This window comes from Natronococcus sp. JC468 (assembly GCF_012163165.1).
Lineage (GTDB): Archaea > Halobacteriota > Halobacteria > Halobacteriales > Natrialbaceae > Natronococcus > Natronococcus jeotgali.
In genome coordinates this window covers 31,918-50,365 of record NZ_JAAVUO010000010.1, presented here as the reverse complement: position 1 = coordinate 50,365, position 18,448 = coordinate 31,918, and the positions used below count along the sequence as shown (strand labels likewise).

Genomic DNA, 18,448 nt, shown 5'->3' with positions numbered 1-18,448 from the left:
GAACCGCGAGGACGGCCGCCAGCGAGGGGCGCTCGAGTCGCGGTGGTGGCTGCCCGTCCTCGGGTACGTCCTGCTGGCGCCGACGGTCGCGCTCGCCGTGGGGGTCGTCGACCCCGACGGCCGAGCGGGGCTCGCCCTCGCGCTCCTGGTCGTCTGTGCCGCCCTCCTCTCGGTGCCCGCCCTCCTCGGCATGTTCGTCGACGCGACCGTCCACCGACGCGGGTCGGCGTGGCTCCCGAACGTGTGGGCGTACGTCGGTCCCCCCGTCTGCGGGTTCGCCGTCGCGTACGTCGCCGCGTCCCTCCTGGGATCGCCGCGTCCCTCGGCCCCGGCCGCGGTCGCCTTTCTGGCCGTCCTCTGGGCGACGGCGGTCGTCTCCCTCGCGAACAGGTACCGCCGCCTCGAGACGCCGTAGCTCGGGGCCGTCGCCTCGCGCGGCGGGCGCTTCGCCGGCGAACGCGGGACGTCCGTAGCGGTCGCGAGCCGGCAGTCCGACATTCCTAAGCGCGACGGTCGCCGTGGTGGAGGTATGGAGTATCACGAGGCGGCGGACTTTTTGTTCGGGTTGCGTCGGTTCCGTCCCAAACCGGGGACGGAGTCGACGGCCCGGCTGCTCGCCCACCTCGAGGACCCCCAGGAGGGCGTCGATTTCGTCCAGATCGCGGGGTCGAACGGGAAGGGGAGCACGGCGCGGATGGTCGAGCGAACGCTGCGGGAGGCCGGGCTCTCGGTCGGGCTCTACACCTCGCCGCACCTCGAGGACCTGCGGGAACGGATCCGGGTCGACGGCCGGAAGATCCCGAAGTCGTCGGTCCGATCGTTCGTCGAATCGGTTCGCGACCACGTCACCGAGCGGGCCGCGGACGGGGAGTCCCCGACGTTCTTCGAGGTGTTGACCGCGATGGCGATCCGGGAGTTCGACCGCGCCGACGTCGACGTCGCCGTCCTCGAGGTCGGCATCGGCGGGCGCTACGACGCGACCAGCGTCGTCGATCCCGTCGCGAGCGCGGTCACGAGCGTCACCCTGGAGCACACGGGCATTCTCGGCGACACCGAGGCCGAGATCGCCCGCGACAAGGCCCACGTCGCGCCAGCGGGCGCGCCGCTGGTTACCGGCGCCTCCGGCAAGGCCCTGGAAGGGGTCCGCGAGGTCGCCGACGAGGTCGTCACCGTCGGGTTCGGCGACCGGGACGGGTCGGAGCCGGACGTCGGCGTCGCCTACGAGGGACGGGTGAACCACACCGAGGCCGTCGTCTCGATCGACGACGGCGACCCCCTCGAGGCGCGGCTCCCGCTGCTCGGGCGCCACCAGGCGGCGAACGCGGGGATCGCGGCGACGCTGGCCCGGCAGGTCGCGGACGTCACGGACGAGGAGCTCCGGCGGGGGCTGCGAAGCGCCCACTGGCCCGGGCGCTTCGAGGTGCTCGAGACCGAGCCGCTGGTGGTGCTCGACGGCGCGCACAACCCGGGCGCCTGCGAGGGGCTGGCCGAGACCCTGTCGGAGTACGACTACGACGAGCTCACCCTCGTCGCCGGCGTGATGCACGACAAGGACGTCGCGGGGATCGCCGACGCGCTGCCGACTCCCGATACGGCGATCGCCGCAGAGCCGGCGCTCGACCGGGCCGAGGACGGCGACGTCCTCGCGACGGTGTTCGAGCGAACCGGGGTCCCCGACGTGCGGGTTATCCCCGACGTTCGGGACGCTCTCGAGGCCGCGATCGCGGACGGAAACGCGGACGACTGCGTGCTCGTGGCCGGGTCGCTGTTCGCGGTCGCCGAGGCCCGCTCGCGGTGGACCGACCTGCAGGTGCCAAAGCGGGTCCGCGACCGCGACGACGCCCGCGAGGTGCTCTCGGGGGCCCACGCGACCGAGGACGACGTCGACGACGCGACCGACGCGGCGGTCCACCGGGTGGTGAAGACCTCGCTTCGCTACGAGCGGGCGACGGCGCTGCGGACCGAGCTGTGCCGGCTCGGCGGGGAGTGTACCCTCTCGGGGCTGCGCCGGAGCGACGAACGGATCGACGCCGTCCTGTCGGGCACCCTCGAGCAGTTCGCGGAACTCGTCGATCGCCTCGCGGCCCGCTCGGACGGGCTGGCCGCGATCGGTCGGGAGCTCGAGCGCACCCTCGAGCTCGAGGACGGGGCCGAAACCGACTCCGGCCCGCCCTCGGACGACGGCTCGTCGCCCCCCTGGGCCGACCGAACCGCCGTCATGGGCATCCTCAACGTCACGCCCGACAGCTTCCACGACGGCGGCGAGTACGACTCCCTCGAGGACGCGGTCGCCCGCGCGGAGGCGATGGTCGAGGCCGGCGCCGACGTGATCGACATCGGCGGGGAGTCGACGCGGCCCGGCGCCGACCCGGTCCCCGTCGAGGAGGAGATCGACCGCGTCGTCCCCGTCGTCGAGGCGCTGGCCGACTTCGACGTCCCGCTCTCGATCGACACGCGGCGGGCGACCGTCGCCGAGGCGGCGCTGGAGGCCGGCGCGGACATCATCAACGACGTCTCCGGGCTCGAGGATCCCGAGATGCGTTTCGTCGTCGCCGACCACGACGCGACCCTGGTCGTGATGCACAGCGTCGACGCGCCCGTCGTCCCGGATCGGGACGTCGAGTACGACGACGTCGTCGAGGACGTGATCGACCAGCTTCGAGAGCGGATCCTGCTGGCGGAGAAGGCGGGCCTCGAGCGCGGGGACATCGTCGTCGACCCGGGGATCGGCTTCGCCAAGTCGGCCCGCGAGAGCTTCGAGCTGCTCGATCGGCTCGGGGAGTTCCGGGCGCTGGGCTGTCCGATCCTGTTCGGCCACTCCCGCAAGTCGATGTTCGCACACCTCGGTCGGGACGCGGGCGAACGCCTCGAGGCGACGGTCGCCGCGAGCGCGATCGCGACCGAGCGGGGCGCCGACCTCGTTCGAGTCCACGACGTACCCGAGAACGTCGCCGCGGTGCGGACGGCGCTGGCGGCGCGCGATCCGGACCGATTCGAGTGGTAACCGGCGCAGTTGCCGGTCAAAGCTTCAACTGTCGGGGACCGGTACTGCCCGTGAGCGAAGCGTGCTCGAGGCCAATCTATGACAGACGAACACGATCACGATCTGCAAATCGAGGACGAACTGCCCGACGACCCGGTGGACGCGGCGAGCGAGATAGCCGGAGGGAGCCTCCGCGACGGGCGTCTCGCCGTGGTCGGCGGCGGGTTGCTGTTGCTGTCGACGCTCCGGTCGCTCGTTCGCGGACAGTTCCGGGCGATCCCGAAAGCCGCCATCGGCGCCGGGCTCGTCGGTATCGGGCTCCGGCAGCGCCGCGGGAGCGAGGGGACGACGTTCGAGCCCGATCTCGAGGAGATCGAGGGCGAGACCGACGGCAAGGAGACCAGCGACGAAGCTGCGGCCGCGGCCGAGCGCCCCGACGCCGGCCAGGAGTCCCAGATCGACGCGGCGGGCAACGTCGACGAGGAGCCCCAGCTCGGCGAGGCCGACGACGACGACGACGGCGATATCGAGTTCACCGACGATCCCGAGGAGGCGACCCACACGAAACCCGACGCCGACACCGACGACGAGGACCCCCGCCGAACCACCGACGGAGACGAGACGACGGTCGACGTCTCCGAAACCGCGATGGCCGAGGAGACCGCGGAGGCCACCGGTCCCGATCCCGAGCAGGCCCAGCCGACCCAGACCGACTCGACCGAGCCCGAGGACACCCCCGAGGAGGACGCCTCGGATATGAAGGTCGAACCCGACGACGAAGACGAGGAGGACGAGGACGGCGAGGAGAACTGACGTCGAGGGCGGTCCGGCTCCTGCTTTTCGTCGACCGTTACCGGGCGTGCCCGCTACCCCGAACGCGCCGCGGCCGCCTCGAGGATGCGTCGGGCGACACCGGTCGCGACTTTCGACCGCGAACACGGCAGTTTTGATCGGTGGTCGACGTAGATACCGGTAAATCGAATGCCGTGTCACGGACTGTCGCAATATCGGCTCCCACCTACGACGAAGCCGTCACAGCTATCGGCAACTCTTTCCTCCGTCTCCGACGGTATCGACAAGGGTTAAGTGCGCCGATCCGAAGGATCCACACGAATGTCTCTCAATCGACTGAGTCGAGGGGCTGCGGCCGTTCGGTCGCGGTGGACAGGCCTCGAGCGCGACTGGCAGAGCGTCGCCGTCGGAGCCGCGACCGTCGCGACTGTCGCCGTCTTCGAACTGCAGATCCCCTGGTAGCGAGATGTCGATCACGCGGTTTCTCCCGGGAATAGTCGCGCTCGGTCTCGGCGGCGTTCTCGCGCGCGCGATCGAGCTGACGCTCGGTCCCAACCACCTGCTCGTCGCCATCGCGCTCGGGTTCGTCCTGGCCAACGCCGTGGGCGTCCCCGATCGGCTCGAGCCGGGGATCGGTACCCACAAGCTCTGGCTCGGCGCCGGGATCGTCCTCATGGGTGCGTCGCTGACCCTCGAGACCGTCCTCGAGGTCGGCGGGACCGTCCTGCTGGTCGTCGTCGCCGTGACGGCGATGACGGTCCTCGTCGTCGAACTCCTCGCGCGCAACGTCTTCGGACTCGCCGAGCGACTCGGCTCGCTGCTGGCGGCCGGATCGGGTATCTGTGGCGTCTCCGCGGTCGTCGCGGTCGCCGGCGCGATCCGCGCTCGGGAGGACCAGATCGCCTACGCGGCGGCGACGGTGTTGCTGTTCGACGCGATCACCATCGTCGTCTACCCGATCGTCGGCGATTTGCTCGGCCTCTCCGACGTCGTCTTCGGCGTCTGGGCCGGCGTCAGCATGTTCTCGACGGGCCCGGTCGTCGCGGTCGGGTTCGCCCACTCGGAGGTCGCCGGCCAGTGGGCCACGATGGCGAAACTGTCGCGAAACGCCCTGATCGGCGCCGTCGTCATCGCGTACGCGAGCTACTACGCCCGCTCGGACTCGGCCGGTCGCCCCTCCCTGCGGACCCTCTGGGACGAGTTCCCGAAGTTCGTGCTCGGCTTTCTCGCCCTCGTCGCGCTGGCCAGCGCCGGCGTCTTCTCGCCGGCCCAGCAGGCCTCCCTCGAGAACGCCTACAACTGGCTGTTCGTGCTTGCGTTCGTGGGTCTGGGAACGGAGATTCAACTCGCCGAACTCCGGAGTACGGGGCTGACGCCCGCGCTGGTCGTCCTGCTCGCGTTGCTCGTCGCCAGCACGGTCTCGCTCGTCGTCCTCGCGGCGCTGTTCTGACCGTAACGGCGCTGCAGGGCCACTCACCCGCCGACGAAGTCGGATTCCCGTCGAAGTCTACGGCAATACTTGCTACCGGTCCGAGACGGCGGCCGCTCCCGGCGAAACGGCGCAGTTCAGGCGCGAGCAGGCGGGAATTCGATCGGACGAGCGAGTCGGACGATCGCGGATCGTCGCCGCGAACGGGTCGTCCGCCGTCCGTTCGGCCGAAAACGGCGGAAACGGCGAGATCGGGGCCGACCCGCCAAACCGTGGGACGCGTTCGCGTTCGTGCGAGAGCTTTGCTGGTTTCGGGTTGAAAACCAAATAATTGCAGGCTAACGAGGGGATACAAGCGTCTAGTGGGTAGGATGGGGCACGCATGGAACGGGGTTACTCGCGTCGCTCTGCACTGACCGCACTCGGGGCCGGGTCTGCGGTCGCGCTCTCGGGGTGTCTCGCCGGGTCGGATTCCGACTCCGGCTCGGGACCGACGATACGCATCTCTGGGGGCGTCGGCCCGCTGCCGATGGTACAGGTCTGGGCCGACATCTACACCGACGAGCGCGACGTCGAAATCGACGTCTCGGGAGGCGGCACCGGCGTCGGCGTCTCGGACGTGTTGAACGAGCAAGTCGACGTCGCGATGATGGGACGGGGCCCCGAGGAGGCCGAACTCGAGCAGGGGCTCGTCGCGACCGCGATGCTCATCGACACCGTCGTTGGTACGATCAACGTCAACAACCCGATGTACGACGAGATCCGGGAGCGCGGGCTCACCCAGGAGGAACTCGCGGCGATTTTCAGCAAGGAGATCACGAACTGGAACGAGGTCGTCGAGCCCGACGTCGACGAACCGATCTTCGTCTACGGGCGCTCGGACTCCTCGGCGGCCTACCAGAAGTGGGGCGAGTTCCTCGGCGGCTACACCGAAAGCGAACTCGAGGACATGGCCGACGGGAACTTCGACGGCGACCAGCAGGTCGCTCAGGCGATCAACAACGACACTCACGCCATCTCGCTGAACAACATCAACTACGTCTACGACTTCAACACGGGCGACCTCGAGATGAACATTCGACCCGTTCCGCTGGACCGCGACGGGAACGGGACCCTCTCGTCGGAGGAGGACTTCTACGACACCCGCGACGACTTCCTCACCGCCGTCGAGGACGGGCGGTACCCCTCGCCGCCGGCCCGCGACATGTACCTGGCCGCGAACGGGGAGTTCGACGACGCCGCCGCCGACTTCGTCGAGTGGGTGCTCACCGAGGGCCAGCAGTACGTCCGCGAGAACGGGTACGCGCCGATCGGCGACGAGAAACTCGAGAAACAGCGCGAGATCCTCGCGGAGGCCTCGTAGATGGGGACGACCGAAACCCGCTCCGAGGGCTCGAGCCGGCTCGACCGGCGGCTCCTGCTCGAGCGTCTGAGCAGTTACTGGCTGGTCGGCGCCGGCCTCTTCGCGGTCGCGCTGTTCGGGCTGATCGTCCTGACGCTCGTCCAGCGGTCGCTCCCGGTCGTCGCCGAGCACTCGCTGCTCGAGATGGTAACCTCGGCGAACTGGGACCCCGCGGCCAACGAGTTCGGGTTCCTGCCGGCGATCGTCGGCACGATCTACGTCACCGCCCTCTCGATGGCGATGGGGACCCCGATCGCGCTCCTCGCGGCGATCTACATCGCGGAGTACGCGGAGGGGCGAACGAAGGTGCTCATTTCGTCGTTCATCGACCTGCTCGCGGCGATCCCGAGCGTGATCTTCGGGCTCGTCGGCCTGATCGTCGTCGTCCCGTTCGTCGGCGACTACCTAGCGCCTGCCGTCGGCGCCCACAGCATCGGCCTGGGGATCGTGACGGTCAGCCTCGTGATGGCGATCATCGTCACCCCCTTCATGATCTCGCTGTCGGTCGAATCGCTCGAGGCCCTGCCCAACGAACTGCGGGAGTCGTCGCTGGGCGTCGGCGCGACGAAGTGGGAGACGATTCGGACGGTGCTGCTTCGGGCGGCGGGGCCGGGCATCTTCTCGGCGATCCTGCTCGGCTTCGGGCGCGTCTTCGGCGCGACGATCGTTCCCGCGATGCTCATCGGCGGCCAGACGGCGATCCCGGAGAGCCCGTTCGACGCGGGCCAGACGCTGCCGACGCTGATCGTCAACGACTTCGGCGAGCTGATGTCGATCCCGCTGACCCAGTCGGCGCTGATCCTGGTCGGACTGATGTTGCTGGTGATCGTCTGGCTCTTTAACTTCGGGGCGATGCTCGTCCGTCGCCGCCTGCAACGGAGGTGGCAGTACTGATGGACCGCTACACCGAACAGCGCCTGTTCGGCCTCCTCGCTCGGGCCAGCGCCGCGCTCGTCCTCGCGGTGCTCGCGCTCGTCGTCGGCGTCACGCTCTACCGGGGCGGACGCGTCTTCGTCACCGATCCCGCGGTCGCGGTGACGCCGCCGGGTTCGCGGTACATGTTAGACGGCGGCGGCGGGTTCCTCCACGCCGTGCTGGGCAGCATCTACATCGTCGTTCCCGCCACCGTGGTCGCCTCGATCCTGGCGATCTCGACGGCGATCTACCTCCAGAGCGACTACTCGAGCGAGCGCACCTCGGACGTGATCAATATGTTCCTGAACGTGCTCTGGGGGACGCCGCCGATCGTCTATGGGGTGTTCGTGCTGACGCTCATCATCGCCGCCGGCGCCCAGACGAGCCTGATCTTCGGGACGGTCGCGATCGCGATCTTCCAGTACCCGATCATGACCCGGTACGCAGACGAGGCGCTTCGCTCGGCTCCCGACACGGTCAGGGAGGCGTCCTACGGCCTCGGCGCCACGCGGTTCGAGACCGCCCGGATGACCGTCCGCGCGGCGCTGCCGGGCATCATCGCCGGGATCATCATGGGCTTCGCCCGCGGGATCGGCGACGCCGCCACCGTCCTCTTCACGGCCGGCCGGAGCACCCAGATGCCCGGCGGCCCGTTCGACTCCGCGACGACGCTGCCGATCCTCATCTTCGAGCAGGCGTCGTCGTTCAACGCCGAAGTGCGCTCGCACGCCTACGCGGCGTCGTTCGTCCTGATCGTCGCCGTGCTCGCGTTGATACTCGTCTCGAAGCTCCTCGCGGGGAGATTCGCCCGCTTCGCACCAGGAGGCAGACACTCATGACAGACGACACCGCAATCCGCACCGACGACCTCGAGGTAACGTACACCGGCAACCGAGACGTGACCGCGCTCGACGGCGTCAGCGTCGCGTTCGACGAGAACAAGCTGACGGCGATCATCGGCCCCTCGGGCTGTGGCAAGTCGACGCTGCTGAAGTCGCTGAACCGCCTGCACGAGATCCAGCCCAACGCCGAGATCGACGGCGAGGTCTACCTCGGCGACGAGGCGATCTACGACACCGACCAGCCGCTGCCCGAGATCCGCCGCCGGGTCGGCTACGTTCCCCAGACGCCGACGGCGCTGCCGCTGTCGATCTACAACAACGTCGCCTACGGCGCGAAGATCCACGGCGACTACTCGAGGGCGGAACTCGACGACCTCGTCGAGCGCTACCTCCGGAAGGTCAACCTCTGGGAGGAGGTAAAGGATCGGCTCGAGGACCCGGGCGCCGAGCTCTCGACCGGACAGATCCAGCGGCTCTGTCTTGCCCGATCGCTGGCCGTCGAGCCCGAGGTCCTGCTCTGTGACGAGGTCACCTCCGCGCTGGACCCGATCTCGGCCGAACAGGTCGAGGAGACCCTCGAGAACCTCAAAGCGGAGTACACCATCGTCATGGTCACCCACAGCATGGACCAGGCCAAGCGGCTCGCCGACGACGTGATCTTCCTCTATCTCGGGGAGCTCGTAGAGGCCAACGACACGCGCTCGTTCTTCGAGAATCCCCAACACGAGCGGACCCAGGAGTTCGTGAAGGGACACACCGCGGTCGACTACGACGAGCCCAGCGAGGGGGCCGCGGCTGACGAGCCCCCCGTCGCCAGTCGCTAGCCGGTCGGTTCGTAGACCTCCACCCACCCGTCGCTTCTCACCTTGACGAGGTACTCGGTGTAGCGAAATTCGACGGTTCCCGTCCCACGTCGGGACCCGTTCCCGCTGTCGGAACCGAAGAACGCGTCCTCGACACCGGCGACATCGACGCTGTCGTACAGCGGCGGGGATTTCACCTCGCTCGGGGAGATCCCCTCGGCTTCCGCGATGGCGAACACGATCACGGTCGCGAGTCCGCCGTCGCGGTCGGGATCGTATAACTGTTGTGTGGCCTGCTGCCAGTGTGTCTCCCGGCCGAGGGTCGGATCGTCGCTGCTGTCGGTTCCGCCGTTACCGTCCCTCGTCATCCATCTCACTCCGTGCGTGCGTCTCCTGAGTACTGTCGACGCTCGCCCCCATCCCTTCGAGTGCGGCCAGGACCTGAGCGGCGTTCTCGGCGGCCGCGATGGTCTCGCTCGCGTCGTCGAAGGTGATGACGCCCTCGTCGACTAACTTGGGAACGTGGGCGTGATAGAGCGAGACGTAGGCCCGCTCCCGCTGGCGGGCAGTAACCTCGTGCTCGGGGCGGTCGTTCTCCCACGCGGCGAGTTTCGTGGCCAGATCGGTCAGCGACCACTCCGTGTCCTCGAGCAGCGTGTAACAGAGGTATCGACGCCGCGGATGACCCAGCGCCTCGTAGACGTGATCTAACTCCAGTATCCCCCGCGGAGGGGGGGGGTCGTTCCCCGGTCGACGGACTCCCGGATTCGGTATCGGTGTCGTCACGTCGTTCGGAATCGTCGGTCATACTGTCTACGGAGAGGTTCGGCGAGTTATTAAACACCGCTGCCAGTTAGTTACGTGACACGGATGAGGGCACGAAACGTCTCTCCGTTCTCGGGGAGCCGCTCGAGCGAGTCGCTTCGGCCGCAGAACCTATTTGACGATCAGCGAGAAACGAACGACCATGTCCGACGGCAACTTCGAGGGCTACGGGGGCCGCCACGTTCCGGAACCGCTTCGCGACCCGCTCGAGCAACTGGCCAGCGCTTACGACGAGGTCGGCGCGACCGAGGAGTTCCGAGCCGACCTGCGAGAGCTCCTCGAGGACTTCGCGGGGCGACCGACCCCGCTGTACCACGCCCGGAGTCTGAGCGAACGCTACGGCGCCGAGATCTACCTCAAGCGCGAGGATCTGCTCCACGGGGGCGCCCACAAGATCAACAACGTCCTCGGGCAGGCGCTGCTCGCGAAGCGCTCGGGTCGCGAGCGGCTGATCGCCGAGACCGGGGCGGGCCAGCACGGCGTCGCGACGGCGATGGCGGGCGCCCTGCTCGATCTGGAGACGGAGATCTACATGGGCGAGAAGGACGTCGCCCGCCAGGAGATGAACGTCTTCAGGATGCGCCTGCTCGGCGCCGAGGTCAACGAGGTCGCACGCGGCGACGCGGGACTGGCCGACGCCGTCGACGCCGCCCTCGAGGACTTCGCGGAAAACGTCGCGGATACGCACTACCTGGTCGGCAGTGTCGTCGGGCCGGACCCGTTCCCGCGGATGGTCCGGGACTTCCAGAGCGTGATCGGCGAGGAGGCCCGCGAGCAGTTCCGCGAGCGGACGGGCGATCTGCCCGACGCCGCGGTCGCCTGCGTCGGCGGGGGGTCGAACGCGATCGGGCTCTTCCACGCCTTCCGCGAGGACGACGTCGCCTTCTACGGCGCCGAGGGCGGGGGCGAGGGAGCGGACTCGACGCGCCACGCGGCGCCCCTGGCCAGCGGCACCGACGACACCCTCCACGGAATGAAAACGCGGGTGCTCGAGGACGACGTCGAGGTCCACTCCGTCTCGGCGGGGCTGGACTACCCCGGCGTCGGTCCCGAACACGCGATGTTCCGGGCCGTCGGCCGCTGTGAGTACACCGCCGTCACCGACGACGCGGCGCTGGCGGCGTTCCGGGAGCTGAGCGAGACCGAGGGAATCATCCCGGCGCTGGAGTCGAGCCACGCGGTCGCCCGCGCGATCGAACTCGCCGAGGACGGCGCCCACGAGACGATCCTCGTGAACCTCTCGGGACGGGGCGACAAGGACATGGAGACCGCGGCGCGGAAGTTCGACCTCTAGAGGCGGTTCCCGACGAGCGCGCCGAGGGGACCGAACGCGGCCGGATAGACGACGCCGACGAGCCCGATCGCCGAGACCGGCGTCGGGCCCGCCGAGAGGCCGCTCGCGTCGACCGTCAGGAGGATCAGACCGACCAGCGCCGCCGGGAGGTAGCCGAGCACGACGGCGAGCCCGTGGATCGCAGCGGCGGTCGTCGGCAGCCTCGGCTCGCCGATCCGAACGGCGACGCCCGCCAGGAACAGCAGCGCCGGGGGAACGACGACGAGCAGCGCGCTTACGTCGTTCATCGCGCTGACGAGGTTGACCGTCTCGCCGCCGAACAGCTCCGGAACGGTGCTGGGCGAGAGGTGGGCGCCGTAGAACAGCCAGCCGACCACCCGCCACTCGTCCCCGCCAGTCACCGACGCGATCAGCTGGGCGAGCGTCGAGGTCCGAACCGCCGAGGCGGTCAGCAGGTAGACCAGCAGATACCCGCCGAGCCAGGCGCAGACGCCGCTGGCCGCGCCGCGAGCGACGGGGAACCCGGAGTCGGTAGCGGTCATCAAGAGGCGAGACGAACGCTACGGGATGGAGGTGACGATCGTCACTGCTGCGAACGCGAAGACGACCGCCATCAGCGCCGCGTCGCCCTTCGTTCCGTACCCTCCGACGGTATCTTTGGTTGTGGCGACGAGCGCGACCAGACACCCGAGCAACGCGAGGAGCGCGATTCCGGCGTACGCGACGTAGATCGACGGGAGCATACGTCGGTACAGTCGGCCCGCCGTCCTAAACGTTTGGAACCGCCCTCGGCGCCGATCGAACGATTATAATGCGCTCGCGGGCTACCGAGGTCCATGCGGATGGAACTGCGGGTGTGCAAACACTGCTACAACGGCGAGCACGGTAACCCCCAGAAGACGGCGGTCACGGAGGATATGGTCGCCTGCGCCGAACAGATCCGCGAGTACAAGGACCTCATCGGCATCGACTCGCTGTACATCTCGATGGTCGAGGAGGGCGACCGGGGCGGCGCGGAGGCACTGACCGTCTACGTCGCCGACATCGAGAACGACCAGATCCAGATGAACGATACCCAGCTGGTGATGGAAGACGACGACGGCAACGTCCTGGTCTACCCCGATCCCGACGACATCCTCGAGGTGCTCACGCGCAACATCGATCAGATCGACGCCCAGACCCGTCAGGACGTCGGCGTCGAGCTCTCGCCCGACAGCGAACAGATCCTCTCCTAGGTCCCGATCGCGTTTTCGCCGAACACTCCCTCGATCCGGACAGTAGCGACGTCCGTCGTCGTACGGTTCGATTAAGGGTCGACTTTTAACTCGAATCGTCACAACAGTAGAGGTATGACGGCCGAAAAATCGGAGCGGAAACGAGTGGCGGCGATCTGCGAGAACTGCGAGACGGTCCACGCCGCACACGTCGATTCCGGCGGCGAGATTAACCCGATCGGAAGCGGAGCGTGTCAGTGTGGCGACGGCGCGCTCCGGATCATCGAGGACAGTCCGGAAGGGTTCGAGGACGCGGACGACTGAGGGAGTCGAACGGCCTACCGGTCGTCGTGAGGGCGAATCTGACGGAGTGTTGGGCGCTCGAGCGCGTTACTCCCGCGAGCCGCCGTCGGTCGCGACGCCGTCTCGCTCGGTCTGGGCCTGCTGTTGGCGCTGTTTCAGGTACCGCACGCGCAGGATGTTGCCGTACATCGAGAGCGCGAGCCCGATGAACAACACGAGCATTCCGACGTTGATCGCGATCGTTCTGAACATGTTCCCGTCGGCGAAGGCGAGGGAGTCCGGAATCGGGTAGCCGCCGTAGCTCATGCTGCCGGCGAGCACGCCGGCGATGCCGACGATGACCATCGCGCCCAGCAGGTTCGTCGCCCACTTCCAAGTCGGCTTGAGCCGCAGCCGTTCGATCCCGGTCGTCTCGTACTCGTCGGGATCGCCGTGGAAGTTCGGCGTGTCCTTCTTCGGCAGGAACGCCTTCATCTCGACCGGGTAGAAGGCCGGATGACAGGCGTGCTCGAAGGTGTGAAACATCACGCCCATCAGCATGATGACCCCGAGCAGGCCGTGGAACGCGACGAAGCCCATCGCGACCGACTGGGAGTTGTAAAACTCCATCAGCCAGGTCTTCTGCCAGATGAGCAGCCCCGAGACCATCAGCAAGACGAGTTCGACGGTGAAGATGGCGATGACACCCTTCCCGACGTACGACAGCAGCGGGACCTCGTCGGCCTTGTAGCCGGCGAACTGCCTGGCGTGGGGGTGGCGCTCGTCGGCGTACCCGAGCGCGAACTTGACGTCCTGGACGAATGCCATCAGATCAGCCTTCGGCTTGGGCAGGACCTCGCGCAGGTTCGAGCGACTCGAGGCCCGAAGCAGCATGAACAGCACCCAGAAGACGGTCAACACGATGAGCGAGAAGCCGGCGGCGCGGTGGATCGTAAGCACCCAGTCGTTGCCGCCCATTAGCTCGACGAGCCACCACAGTTCCGCGTTGAACGCGATGGCGTACCCCGTAAAGAACAGGAAAAACACCGTCAGCGCCAGCAGCGAGTGGAAGGTGGTCGTGACTCGAGAGAACTTGCCGTGGTCTAAGTTCGTCACGCGCGGTCACCCCCGCTGGTGCGGTCGGACTCGGCGGCCCGGTCGCCGCCGTCGGCGCGAGCCGACGGCTCGGCGCCCCCGGGCGGTCGCATACGGTCGGCGAGCCGGCGGAACGCGGCCCAGTGGACGACCACCATCAGGATGATGAACACGCCCATGATCACGTCGGCGAAGTGAAGCACCGAGATCAGCGCGTTGAGCAGCGGCTCGGTGTTGCCGGCGACCCAGCCGGTGCCGACGCCGCCGCCGGCGACGGTCGGCCGAACCCGGAGTACCGTCTGGTAGAACGGTCCCTGGGACAGCCAGACCGAACCGACGGCGGCGACGAGGCCCGCGATCGCGGCGATCCAGAACGCCGCCGTATCGGAGAGGAACCCGTCGGTCCCGTTCGAGTCGTCGGCGCGCGTCTCGTCCCCGCTCATGATTCGAAGAGGTCGGCGTCCTCGCCGAAGATGATCCGCATCGACTCCTCGTTGAAGAAGGAGCCGCTGTCGCGCTGGTCGAGTTCGTCGGCGATGTCGCCAGCCGAGCCGACGAGCAGGGCGTTAGTCGCACACTCGTCGACGCAGGCCGGTGCCTTGCCGACCTCCTGGCGCTCCTTGCAGCCGGTACACTTGTCCATCGTGCCACCGGTGCCGACGATGCTCGCCGACCCCTCGCCGCTCTCGGGGAACTGGGGCGCGCCGAACGGACAGCCCGACAGGCAGTACTGACAGCCGACGCAGAGGTCCTCCTCGAGGTCGACGAAGCCGTCGTCGCTCTTCTGGAGTGCGTCGGTCGGACAGACCGAGACGCAGGGGGCCTCCGCGCAGTGGTAACACTGCATCGGCAGGTTCGTCTCGCCGGGGTTGACCCCGTCCTCGAGGGCCTTGGTCTGCTGACCGTTGTACCCCGACTCGGCCTCCCGGCCCTCGAGCATCTTCACGACGTCGATCCGTTCGCGCTGGGGCTCGACGTCCCAGGTCCGTTTGCACGCGACGACGCAGGCGCCGCAGTCGATACAGGCCTCGACGTCGGGAAACAGGCGCATTCCCTCTCCGACGCCCATCGTCCCGTCGCCGATTCGGTTTCGTTGTGATTCGTTCGTAGACATCGTTAGTCGTCAGCGAGCATGTCGTGCTCTCGCACGTCGTACTGTTTCTGGAGTCCGAGTTCCGCCTCGTCCTGCGGGAAGTCGATGAACTCCATGTCGTACTCCTCGATCCGTTCGGGCGTGGCCGGCAACACCCGGACCATCCCGACTTTCGTCTCCTGCATCTGGGTCTCGGCGTCGAACCCGCTGGCGGTGACCACGTTCGTCGAGTCGCCGATCGCCAGCGGTTCGGTGCCGTCGGGCCACTGGTCGCGCTGGTCCTTGCCGGCGAAGACGCCGCCCCAGTGGTACGGCAGGAAGATCTCGTTGGGGTGGGGTTCGGCGGTTTCGGTCCGGTAGTCGACCTTCGCTTTCACCAGGATCGCGCTCTTGCCCGCGCCGGCGGGCTCGATGATGACCATGTCCTCGCCGCCGGTGATCCCGAGCTCCTCGGCCATATCGGGGTGGATCTCGGCGTACATGTGGGGCTGGAGGTCTGCCGTCAGCGGGTTATTCCGCGTCTCGGAGCCCCCGCCCTGGTGTTCGACCTGGCGTCCGGAGGTCATGATGACGTCGAACTCCTCCTCATGGACGCGCTGGGTCGCTTCCTGCTGGGTCGCGGCGTTGTTCTGGTCGAGCCGGAAGACGTTCTGTTGCTGGCCGTTGGCCGGCCACTCCTCGGTGATCCCGAGGTGCGGGCTCTGGATCGGCTCCCGGTGGACGGGAACGGTGTCGAGGAAGTTCCAGGCGACCGCCCGGGCCTTCCCCCGCCCCGTCGGCGGGTCGGGCTGGGCGGTGTCGAACTGTTCCCAGAACTCCATGTCGAGGTCGTGGTCGTACTCCTCCTCGAGGGCCTGTGCGGCGTCCAGCGGCGACTGGTCCTCGCTCAAGGCGTACTCGACGGGCAGCGTCATCTGGTGGGGTTCGGAGACGTCGTCGGGCAGCACCGTATTGTAGTGGGGGTACTGCGGGACCCCCTCGACTTCGCCGTCCCACCACTCGGGTTCGTACGGCTCCCGGAGCATGTCCAGGCCCTCCTCGCCGCGTTCGTCGTACGTCTCGGCGAGCGGGTACTCCTGGTCGATGTCCATCTCGTCCCACTCGTCGGGCGTCGGCGCCTGGATCCCCCAGTTGGTGCGGAAGTCGTGTCCGCCCTCCCGGGGATCCATGTCGTCGCGCCAGATGATCGGCGTACCGGTGTGACCCTCGCCCCAGTAGGGCCAGGGCAGCGACCAGTACTCGCCGTCGACCGGCGTTCCGGGCGCGTCGGCGCGCAGGTCCTCCGTGCTGAAGAGGTGGTCGTACTCGCGGTGTTGCTGGAGCTTCTCGGGAGACTGCTGGTAGCCGATCGAGCGCGCCCCGAGGTTGATCTCCCGGAGCGCGTCCTCGTAGGTGCTCTTGCCGTTGTAGAGGCCGTCGCCGCTCCCCCAGTTGAAGTGCTCGCCGAAGCCGAGCGCGTCGGCCAGCTCCTGCATGATCTGCAGGTCGGGCTTGGAGTTGTGCGCCGGCGGGCCGGCGGGTTCGCTCCACTGCACCGATCGGTGGGTGTTCGTCAGCGAGCGGTAGTGCTCGTACTGGCTCGAGGCCGGCAGCAACAGGACGTCCGAGTCGTCCGGCAGCGTCCCCGCGACCGAGGGGAAGACGTCGACGACGACCATCATCTCGAGGGACTCCATCGCCCGCTTCATCTTCTCCATCTCGCTGATGGAGTTCGCCGAGTGCCCCCAGAAGAACGCCATCTTCAGCGGGTTGGGCTGGTAGAGGTTCGACTCGTGGAGCCGACCCTCCTGCCCGAGTGCCGCCTCGTACCAGCGGGCGACCGTCAGCCCCGGCTGGAACATCATCGACCGGGTCGTCACCTCCTCCGGCCGGTGCGAGTCCGGCTGATCGTCGCCGAGTTCGTCCTGGACCTCGAGGTTGACCTCGGCGGTCGGCACCGTCTCCTCCTCCTCGCCGAGGTCGTCCCAGCGGTCCTCGGGCATCGCATCGAACCGGTTGTAGAGCTCGTCGAAGTCGGTGGTGCCGTCGGTCCAGGGGCTCTCGGACCAGACGTTCGCCCAGTGGGTCCAGGAACCGGGAGAGGTTATCGAGTAGTAGCCGGGCAGATACTCGGCGTCGACGCCCATGTCCGTCGCTCCCTGCACGTTCGCGTGGCCGCGCATGACCTGCAGCCCGCCGCCGGACCGGGCCGCGCTCCCCGAGGCCAGGCTGAGCAGGGCGTAGGAACGGATGTTCTGGGTGCCGTTGTTGTGCTGAGTCCCACCCATCGCCCACTCGATCTGGACGTTGGGCTTGTTCTCGATGATCATGTCGCCGATCTCCTCGAGATCCTCGACGTCGAGCCAGGTGAGTTCCGACACCGTCTCGAGGTCGTAGCGCTCGAGTTCCGCGTAGGCGTCCTCCCAGCCGTTGACGCGGCCCTCGAGCATCTCCTCGTCGAGCTCGCCCTGCTGGTCGAGGTAGTTGATCAGCCCCATCATGATCGCGACGTCCGTGCCGGGTCGCATGCGATAGAAGTAGTCGGCGTGCGAGGACGTCTTCGTGTAGCGGGGATCGATCGAGACGATCGTTCCGCCGCGGGCCTGCCCCTCGAGGATGTGTTGCATCGCCACCGGGTGGGCCTCGGCGGGGTTTTGCCCGATGATGATGTTGAGATCGAAGTTGCGGTAGTCGTTGACCGTGTTCGTCATCGCGCCGAAGCCCCAGGTGTTCGCGAGGCCGGCGACGGTCGGGGAGTGACAGATCCGGGCCTGGTGATCGACGTTGTTCGTGGCCATGAACGCGCCCAGCTTGCGGAACGCGTAGGCCTCCTCGTTGGAGTGGTGGGCGCTGCCCAGCAGCATCACGCTGTCGGGCCCGTACTCCTCGAGGATCTCCTGGTGTTGCTCGGCGATGAGCTCGTAGGCTCGGTTCCAGGTGATCTTTCGCCACTCGCCGTCGACCTTCCGCATCGGGTGCTTGAGTCGCTTGTCGGAGTGTTCGGTCTCGAGGATGCTGGCCCCCTTCGAGCACAGTGACCCGTTGTTGATCGGGTTCTCCGTCCAGGACTCCTGGGCGACGAAGGAGTCGCCGTCCTTGACGGCCTTGAACCCGCAGCCGACCGAACAGTAGTTACAGATGACCTTCGAGGTCTCGGCGGCCTCGTGAACCCCCTCGGGTTCGTCCTCGTCCTGGCTCAGGACGCGACCCGTCGCCCCGCTGCCGAGGATCGTCGCCCCGGCCAGCGCGGACGCCTTCATGAACGACCGCCGATCGAGGTCGAGCGTTACCGGTTCAGCACTCATCGTGGCCCCCTCACTGGTGGGAGATCGTAGTATATATCCGATACGTCCACAGTATCCGCATGAACCGGTTTGTCGATCATAAACGTTGTGTATGTAGCGCTATCTCGTTAGAGTTTTTACACAATGGTGTAACATTTTTCTCGTTTCCCCATTCGGACAAGGACGACTCGAAAACAGTTATCGGGCTAACGCGAA

At 67.6% G+C, this 18,448-nt stretch carries 20 protein-coding genes; 12 read left to right on the top strand and 8 right to left on the bottom strand.

Features of this window, described 5'->3' with window-relative positions:
- Positions 1-97 precede the first annotated feature (97 nt).
- The 9 genes from GWG54_RS20805 (at position 98) to GWG54_RS08135 (ending at position 9,187) form a co-directional block, all read left to right on the top strand.
- On the top strand, positions 98-415 hold the full coding sequence (locus GWG54_RS20805; RefSeq protein WP_245242765.1) for a hypothetical protein: 318 nt from the start codon (positions 98-100) through the stop codon (positions 413-415).
- Between the two features lie 114 nt (positions 416-529).
- Positions 530-3,004 (top strand): dihydropteroate synthase, encoded by a 2,475-nt coding sequence (gene folP / locus GWG54_RS08170; protein WP_167937312.1) that lies wholly within the window; start codon positions 530-532, stop codon positions 3,002-3,004.
- A 78-nt stretch (positions 3,005-3,082) separates the two neighbouring features.
- On the top strand, positions 3,083-3,796 hold the full coding sequence (locus tag GWG54_RS08165; protein WP_167937311.1) for a hypothetical protein: 714 nt from the start codon (positions 3,083-3,085) through the stop codon (positions 3,794-3,796).
- A gap of 300 nt (positions 3,797-4,096) precedes the next feature.
- Complete coding sequence (locus tag GWG54_RS08160) at positions 4,097-4,237, top strand: hypothetical protein (RefSeq protein WP_167937310.1); 141 nt, start codon at positions 4,097-4,099, stop codon at positions 4,235-4,237.
- A gap of 4 nt (positions 4,238-4,241) precedes the next feature.
- On the top strand, positions 4,242-5,225 hold the full coding sequence (locus GWG54_RS08155) for a YeiH family protein (RefSeq protein WP_167937309.1): 984 nt from the start codon (positions 4,242-4,244) through the stop codon (positions 5,223-5,225).
- Positions 5,226-5,586: 361 nt separating this feature from the next.
- Positions 5,587-6,567, top strand: a complete 981-nt coding sequence (locus GWG54_RS08150) for a PstS family phosphate ABC transporter substrate-binding protein (protein ID WP_167937308.1) — start codon at positions 5,587-5,589, stop codon at positions 6,565-6,567.
- A complete protein-coding gene (pstC, locus tag GWG54_RS08145; protein ID WP_167937307.1) occupies positions 6,568-7,500 on the top strand; it encodes a phosphate ABC transporter permease subunit PstC in 933 nt (310 codons plus the stop codon).
- Entirely contained in the window at positions 7,500-8,360 is an 861-nt protein-coding gene (locus GWG54_RS08140; protein WP_167937306.1) for a PstA family ABC transporter permease, read from the top strand. Before pstC ends, GWG54_RS08140 begins: the two co-directional genes overlap by 1 nt.
- Entirely contained in the window at positions 8,357-9,187 is an 831-nt protein-coding gene (locus tag GWG54_RS08135; RefSeq protein WP_167937305.1) for a phosphate ABC transporter ATP-binding protein, read from the top strand. Before GWG54_RS08140 ends, GWG54_RS08135 begins: the two co-directional genes overlap by 4 nt.
- On the opposite strand, the gene GWG54_RS20660 is transcribed toward GWG54_RS08135, so the two are convergent.
- On the bottom strand, positions 9,184-9,534 hold the full coding sequence (locus tag GWG54_RS20660; RefSeq protein ID WP_209438335.1) for a HalOD1 output domain-containing protein: 351 nt from the start codon (positions 9,532-9,534) through the stop codon (positions 9,184-9,186). The genes GWG54_RS08135 and GWG54_RS20660 overlap by 4 nt on opposite strands.
- Positions 9,518-9,952: a hypothetical protein gene (locus tag GWG54_RS08125; RefSeq protein ID WP_167937304.1), complete on the bottom strand. Its 435-nt coding sequence runs from the start codon at positions 9,950-9,952 to the stop codon at positions 9,518-9,520. The genes GWG54_RS20660 and GWG54_RS08125 overlap by 17 nt, the downstream gene beginning before the upstream one ends.
- A gap of 181 nt (positions 9,953-10,133) precedes the next feature.
- Between GWG54_RS08125 and trpB the strand changes: the two genes are divergently transcribed.
- Positions 10,134-11,285 (top strand): tryptophan synthase subunit beta, encoded by a 1,152-nt coding sequence (gene trpB, locus GWG54_RS08120; protein WP_167937303.1) that lies wholly within the window; start codon positions 10,134-10,136, stop codon positions 11,283-11,285.
- On the opposite strand, the gene GWG54_RS08115 is transcribed toward trpB, so the two are convergent.
- On the bottom strand, positions 11,282-11,827 hold the full coding sequence (locus tag GWG54_RS08115) for a hypothetical protein (protein ID WP_167937302.1): 546 nt from the start codon (positions 11,825-11,827) through the stop codon (positions 11,282-11,284). The two genes, trpB and GWG54_RS08115, sit on opposite strands and share 4 nt — an antisense overlap.
- A gap of 18 nt (positions 11,828-11,845) precedes the next feature.
- Positions 11,846-12,028 carry a hypothetical protein gene (locus tag GWG54_RS08110; protein ID WP_152424786.1) on the bottom strand — a complete coding sequence of 61 codons (183 nt, stop codon included), beginning with the start codon at positions 12,026-12,028 and terminating at the stop codon, positions 11,846-11,848.
- 93 nt (positions 12,029-12,121) lie between these two features.
- Between GWG54_RS08110 and GWG54_RS08105 the strand changes: the two genes are divergently transcribed.
- Together GWG54_RS08105 and GWG54_RS08100 are read left to right on the top strand one after the other, a co-directional pair.
- Positions 12,122-12,520, top strand: a complete 399-nt coding sequence (locus GWG54_RS08105) for a hypothetical protein (protein ID WP_167937301.1) — start codon at positions 12,122-12,124, stop codon at positions 12,518-12,520.
- Between the two features lie 114 nt (positions 12,521-12,634).
- Positions 12,635-12,823: a hypothetical protein gene (locus GWG54_RS08100; protein ID WP_167937300.1), complete on the top strand. Its 189-nt coding sequence runs from the start codon at positions 12,635-12,637 to the stop codon at positions 12,821-12,823.
- A 66-nt stretch (positions 12,824-12,889) separates the two neighbouring features.
- Here GWG54_RS08100 and GWG54_RS08095 read toward each other — a convergent pair whose 3' ends face one another.
- The 4 genes from GWG54_RS08095 to GWG54_RS08080 are packed head-to-tail and all read right to left on the bottom strand — an operon-like array spanning position 12,890 to position 18,253.
- Positions 12,890-13,897: a cytochrome b/b6 domain-containing protein gene (locus GWG54_RS08095; RefSeq protein WP_167937299.1), complete on the bottom strand. Its 1,008-nt coding sequence runs from the start codon at positions 13,895-13,897 to the stop codon at positions 12,890-12,892.
- Positions 13,894-14,319 carry a hypothetical protein gene (locus tag GWG54_RS08090; RefSeq protein WP_167937298.1) on the bottom strand — a complete coding sequence of 142 codons (426 nt, stop codon included), beginning with the start codon at positions 14,317-14,319 and terminating at the stop codon, positions 13,894-13,896. Before GWG54_RS08090 ends, GWG54_RS08095 begins: the two co-directional genes overlap by 4 nt.
- The gene (locus GWG54_RS08085) at positions 14,316-14,990 is read right to left on the bottom strand and encodes a 4Fe-4S dicluster domain-containing protein (protein ID WP_167937297.1); all 675 of its coding nucleotides are present in this window, start codon (positions 14,988-14,990) and stop codon (positions 14,316-14,318) included. Before GWG54_RS08085 ends, GWG54_RS08090 begins: the two co-directional genes overlap by 4 nt.
- 2 nt (positions 14,991-14,992) lie before the next feature.
- Complete coding sequence (locus tag GWG54_RS08080) at positions 14,993-18,253, bottom strand: molybdopterin oxidoreductase family protein (protein WP_167937296.1); 3,261 nt, start codon at positions 18,251-18,253, stop codon at positions 14,993-14,995.
- Positions 18,254-18,448: the final 195 nt, after the last annotated feature.